Source organism: Mesorhizobium sp. M6A.T.Cr.TU.017.01.1.1, assembly GCF_004023115.1.
GTDB classification, from domain to species: domain Bacteria; phylum Pseudomonadota; class Alphaproteobacteria; order Rhizobiales; family Rhizobiaceae; genus Mesorhizobium; species Mesorhizobium mediterraneum.
On record NZ_RZTA01000213.1, the window covers coordinates 1 to 4,782 of the forward strand.

At 64.1% G+C, this 4,782-nt stretch carries 4 protein-coding genes and 1 pseudogene; all 5 read left to right on the forward strand.

Going from position 1 to position 4,782, the window contains the following annotated elements; translation table 11 throughout:
• A pseudogene (locus EOB36_RS33120) lies at positions 1–337 on the forward strand (D-alanine--D-alanine ligase); the annotation flags it as partial.
• Positions 325–1,266: a cell division protein FtsQ/DivIB gene (locus EOB36_RS33125; RefSeq protein WP_127205063.1), complete on the forward strand. Its 942-nt coding sequence runs from the start codon at positions 325–327 to the stop codon at positions 1,264–1,266. The pseudogene EOB36_RS33120 and the gene EOB36_RS33125, both read left to right, overlap by 13 nt.
• Positions 1,263–2,570 carry a cell division protein FtsA gene (gene ftsA / locus EOB36_RS33130; protein WP_095483339.1) on the forward strand — a complete coding sequence of 436 codons (1,308 nt, stop codon included), beginning with the start codon at positions 1,263–1,265 and terminating at the stop codon, positions 2,568–2,570. The genes EOB36_RS33125 and ftsA overlap by 4 nt, the downstream gene beginning before the upstream one ends.
• Positions 2,571–2,637: 67 nt before the next feature.
• Complete coding sequence (gene ftsZ, locus EOB36_RS33135) at positions 2,638–4,302, forward strand: cell division protein FtsZ (protein ID WP_127292455.1); 1,665 nt, start codon at positions 2,638–2,640, stop codon at positions 4,300–4,302.
• A gap of 286 nt (positions 4,303–4,588) precedes the next feature.
• On the forward strand, positions 4,589–4,782 hold a 194-nt coding region (locus tag EOB36_RS33140), incomplete at its 3' end, for a UDP-3-O-acyl-N-acetylglucosamine deacetylase (protein WP_245467966.1).

The following is a 4,782-nucleotide window of genomic DNA, read 5'->3' on the forward strand; positions in this document are numbered from 1 at the left end:
CATTCCGACCGGCCATTCCTTCTACGACTATGATTCAAAATACGTCGCGGGCGGATCAAAACACGAATGCCCTGCAAAAATTTCACCGAATATTTACCAAAAAATACAGACACTGACGCTCAAGGCTCACCAAGCTATTGGCTGCCGGGGCGTTTCCCGGTCGGACTTCCGTTATGATGATCGACACTCCGAGAACGGCGAAATTGTCTGGCTCGAAGTCAACACTCAGCCGGGCATGACGCCGACATCCTTGGTGCCTGAAATCGCTGCGCAGGCGGGACACTCGTTCGGCGATTTGTTGAGTTGGATGGTGGAGGACGCTTCGTGTCTGCGTTGAGGTGGGGACAGGGCAAGGGGAAGGGCGCGGCCGGGCCGACGCTGTTCGGTGTGTCGTTGTCGTTCGACCATTTCGTGCTGCCGCGTCTGCTTCGCCGGCCGGCGCGCGTGCTGGCGCGTCTGGGCGAGGACGACTTCGAGGTGCCGCCGTTTTCCGCGGCCATCCTGTCGGCGGCGCTGCTCGTATCGGGCAGTGCCTATGGCGCCTATCTCGGCGGACATGTCGACGGCATCGTCCAGGGCATCACCGCCCGCACCGGGTTTGCCGTCGACCAGATCAAGGTCGTTGGCAACCGCGCAACCTCCGAGATCGATATTCTCGATAGGATGCAGCTCGATGGCTGGACGTCGCTGATCGGCTTCGATGTCGAAGCCGCGCGAGAACGCATAGCCACGCTGCCCTGGGTCGAGGTTGCGGCGGTGCGCAAGGTTTATCCGCACACGCTGGAGGTGCGCATCGAGGAGCGAGAGCCTTTCGCGCTCTGGCAGCAGGGCAGCGAGCTTTCCGTGATCGAGCGGTCCGGCGCCGTGATCGCGCCATTCTCCGGCGGCAAGCAGGCGCTGCTGCCGCTGATCGTCGGCACTGGCGCGCCGGCCAAGGCGCCGGATTTCCTGGCCAGGGTCAAGAAATATCCAGAGCTTGCTGCGCGGGTCAAAGGCTATATTCGCATCGGCGAACGGCGTTGGGACCTGAAGCTGGAGAACGGCATCACGGTCAAGCTTCCCGAGGATGGCGAGGACCAGGCGATCGCCGATCTGGTCAGGATGGACCACGAGAACGGGCTGCTGACGCGCGACATCGCCGCCGTCGACATGCGCCTTTCCGATCGCCTCGTCGTCCAGCTGACGCCGGAGGCGGCGACGCAGCGCCAGGCCGCGCTCAACGAAAAGCCGAAAATGCCGAAGCGCAAGGCGGAGACGAAAATATGAGCTGGCTTGGCGGCAACAGCGATGCCTCGTCGCGCCGATCCGGCATCATGACGGTGCTGGATGTCGGCTCGAGCAAGGTCTGCTGCGTGGTGGCCAAGCTCAAGCCACGCGAGGACGGCAATCTGCTGCGCGGGCGCTCGCATCGCATCCAGGTGATCGGCATCGGCCACCAGAAATCGCAAGGTGTGAAGTCGGGCGTCGTCATCGATCTCGACAGGGCCGAGCACGCCATCCGCCTCGCCGTCGACGCCGCCGAGCGCATGGCCGGCCTGACCGTCGATTCACTGATCGTCAACATGACGGCCGGCCGGCTGAAGAGCGAGAGCTTCTCGGCAACCATCAACCTCGGTGGCCATGAGGCCGACGAGGCCGACATCAAGCGCGTGCTTGCCGCCGGCGCCAAGCAGGCGCTCCGGGCCGAGCGCGAGGTGATCCATTCGCTTCCCGTCGGCTTTTCGCTGGATGCCGAGCGCGGCGTGCGTGATCCGCGCGGCATGGTTGGCGACCAGCTCGGCGTCGACATGCATGTGCTGACGGGTGACGCGGCGCCCTTGCGCAATCTGGAGCTTTGCATCAACCGTTCGCACCTGTCGGTCGAGCGCATGGTGGCGACGCCCTATGCCAGCGGGCTTGCCGCGCTGGTCGACGACGAACTCGAAATGGGCGCAGCCTGCATCGACATGGGTGGCGGCACCACGACGATCTCGGTCTTTTCGGAAGGCAAGTTCGTCCATGGCGACGCCATCGCCATCGGCGGCAACCACGTCACACTGGACATGGCCAAGGGCCTGTCGACCTCGCTCGACGCCGCCGAGAGGCTGAAAGTGATGCATGGCTCGGCGCTGCCCGGCAGTGCCGACGACCGCGATTTGGTCTCGATACAGCCGATCGGCGAGGATGGCGAGATGCCGCTGCAGATACCGCGCTCGGTGATGACACGCATCATCCGGGCGCGCATCGACGAGACGCTCGAACTGTTGCGTGATCGGCTGAACAGATCCGGCTACGGCAATGCCGTCGGCAAGCGCGTCGTGCTGACCGGCGGTGCCAGCCAGCTTTCCGGCCTGCCCGAGGCGGCGCGCCGCATTCTCGGACGCAATGTGCGCATTGGCCGTCCGCTCGGCGTGGCGGGGCTGCCCGAGGCGGCCAAGGGACCGGCTTTCTCGACGCCGGTCGGGCTTCTGATCTATCCGCAGATGGCGAATTTCGAGAGCCATCCGGCGAAAGGAATTTCTGGTCTCAGGATGACCGGAACGGGCGGAAAACTGCATCGAATGAGTCAGTGGTTGAGAGACAGTTTTTAAATTGACGGGGACAGCCCCATAGGCGGCCGCGGCGGCGAAGCGGCGGGAAAGGCAAAGGACGGAGACAATGACCATCAATCTGCAGAAGCCGGACATCACCGAGCTCAAGCCGCGTATCACCGTGTTCGGTGTCGGCGGCGGCGGCGGCAATGCCGTCAACAACATGATCACCGCCGGCTTGCGCGGCGTCGAGTTCGTGGTGGCCAATACCGACGCACAGGCGCTGACCATGTCCAAGGCGGATCGCCTGATCCAGCTCGGCGCGCATGTCACCGAGGGCCTGGGTGCGGGATCGCAACCGGAAGTCGGCCGCGCGGCGGCGGAGGAATGCATCGACGAGATCATCGATCATCTCTCCAACACCCATATGTGCTTCGTCACGGCCGGCATGGGCGGTGGCACCGGCACGGGGGCCGCGCCGGTCGTTGCACGCGCTGCCCGTGAGAAGGGGATTCTCACCGTCGGCGTCGTCACCAAGCCGTTCCATTTCGAAGGGCAGCGCCGCATGAAGACGGCGGATCTGGGCATCGAGGAATTGCAGAAATGCGTCGACACCCTGATCGTCATCCCCAACCAGAACCTGTTCCGGCTGGCCAATGACAAGACGACCTTCGCCGACGCTTTCGCCATGGCCGACCAGGTGCTCTATTCCGGCGTCGCCTGCATCACCGACCTGATGGTCAAGGAAGGGCTGATCAATCTCGACTTCGCCGACGTCCGCTCGGTCATGCGCGAGATGGGCAAGGCGATGATGGGGACGGGCGAAGCTTCCGGCGAGGGCCGCGCCATGGCCGCCGCCGAAGCCGCGATCGCCAACCCGCTGCTCGACGAGACTTCGATGAAGGGCGCCAAGGGCCTGTTGATCTCGATCACCGGCGGCCGCGACCTGACCCTGTTCGAAGTCGACGAGGCGGCGACCCGCATTCGCGAGGAGGTCGACCAGGAAGCCAACATCATCCTGGGTGCGACGTTCGACGAGGATCTCGAAGGCGTTATCCGCGTCTCGGTGGTTGCTACCGGCATCGACAAATCGGCGGCTGACATCGCCGCCGCGCCGATCGCCATCCGCACGGCTCCGCCAAAGCCGGTCAGCCGCCCGGCCGCTCCGGTCACGGAAAGCCGTCCGGCGCCTGTCCAGCAAGGAGGCTACGAGCCACGCGCCGCCGATCCTGTAGCTGAGGCGATCCAGCTTGCCGAGGCGAATGCCGCGGCGATGGCGCGTCCCGCGCCGGCTGCCCAGGCGGAAGATTTCCGCCCGCAGAGCAAGATCTTCCAGGCGCCGCCGGCTCAGCCGCAGCCGATGGTGCAGCCAATGGTTCAGCAAGTGATGCAGCCTGCGCCACAGCGCGAGATGCTTCAACCGGTAGCCGCAGCACCCCAGCGCATGCCGCGCGTCGAGGATTTCCCGCCGGTGGTGAAAGCCGAAGTGGAAGCCAAGGGCCGCCCGGCCGACCATGAGAACAGCGGACCGATGGGACTGCTCAAGCGCCTGACGAACGGCCTTACCCGCCGCGAAGAGGAGCCTGCACGACTGCAGCCGGCGCAGCCGCGCGAGCCGAAACTGCGCCAAGCGGCACCCGAAGTGCGCCGCCTTGCCAGCCAGGATCCGCAGCTTTACGCGCCGCGTCGCGGCCAGTTGGACGACCAAGGCCGGCTGACGCCGCAGAGCAGGGCTGTCCAGGAAGACGATCAGCTGGAGATTCCAGCATTCCTGCGCCGCCAGGCCAATTGACCTGTTAACGGTCCGTAACAATTGTTAACAGGCAGACAAGAGATTGTTTGCCTGTTAACGTTAAAAGCAGTTGCAAAACAGGCTGTTACGAGACCAGATCCGCTTCGGATCGCGGTTACAGTGAGTAAGAAACCGTGATTTGGAGACTTCCTGCCGGACCACTATCTTCGCCCCCGAGCAATGTCGGTTTGCCGGGATTCGGGGGAACTGCCCTGCCTGCCGATCAAAGAGCCGCGCCCTCGGGCTAATGAAGCGGACGTAGGCAGTGTGGGCTAAGGGGTTTGTTTTGCACGACTATCAGACGACACTTAAATCGCGTGCGACGCTGACGGGTACCGGCGTTCACAGCGGCAATTCCGTTACCGTTCATTTCCTGCCGGCGGACGCCGATACGGGTGTCGTGTTCCAGCTTTCGAATGGAAGCGAGGGCCGTGAGTTCCGTGCGCTCGTTTCCGAAGTCGGCGCCACCGATCTCTGCAC